This is a genomic window from Mesorhizobium sp. M1A.T.Ca.IN.004.03.1.1, from assembly GCF_003997555.1.
Lineage (GTDB): Bacteria > Pseudomonadota > Alphaproteobacteria > Rhizobiales > Rhizobiaceae > Mesorhizobium.
The window spans coordinates 1-275 of sequence record NZ_RZTV01000269.1; the positions used below are offsets into that span (position 1 = coordinate 1).

General features: G+C 61.8%; 1 protein-coding gene. It reads right to left on the minus strand.

Going from position 1 to position 275, the window contains the following annotated elements:
- Nucleotides 1-242 (minus strand): hypothetical protein (locus EOD29_RS31645; RefSeq protein ID WP_164763935.1); only part of this gene is annotated, 242 nt, incomplete at its 3' end.
- Nucleotides 243-275: the final 33 nt, after the last annotated feature.

Genomic DNA, 275 nt, shown 5'->3' on the forward strand with positions numbered 1-275 from the left:
GACTCGGCCTCGGTAGTGACGGGAAGTCCGCCGTTGAACCCGAGCGGGTCGTCGAGCCAGTAGCGCAGCGAGCTGTAGCCGCCAAAACCAGCCTTGTGGTCAATGAGGTGTCCGCCGGCATAGAACGAAAACTGTGGCGTCTGACTGTCGACGAGGCGGCCCGAGCACCAGGCATTGGCAGGGTCCTCGATATCCACGTCGACGACAGCGATGTCGAGAAATCTTTCCACAAGGGGCAACATAGCTGTCACCGCCCGGCTCGTCGCACAACGTCC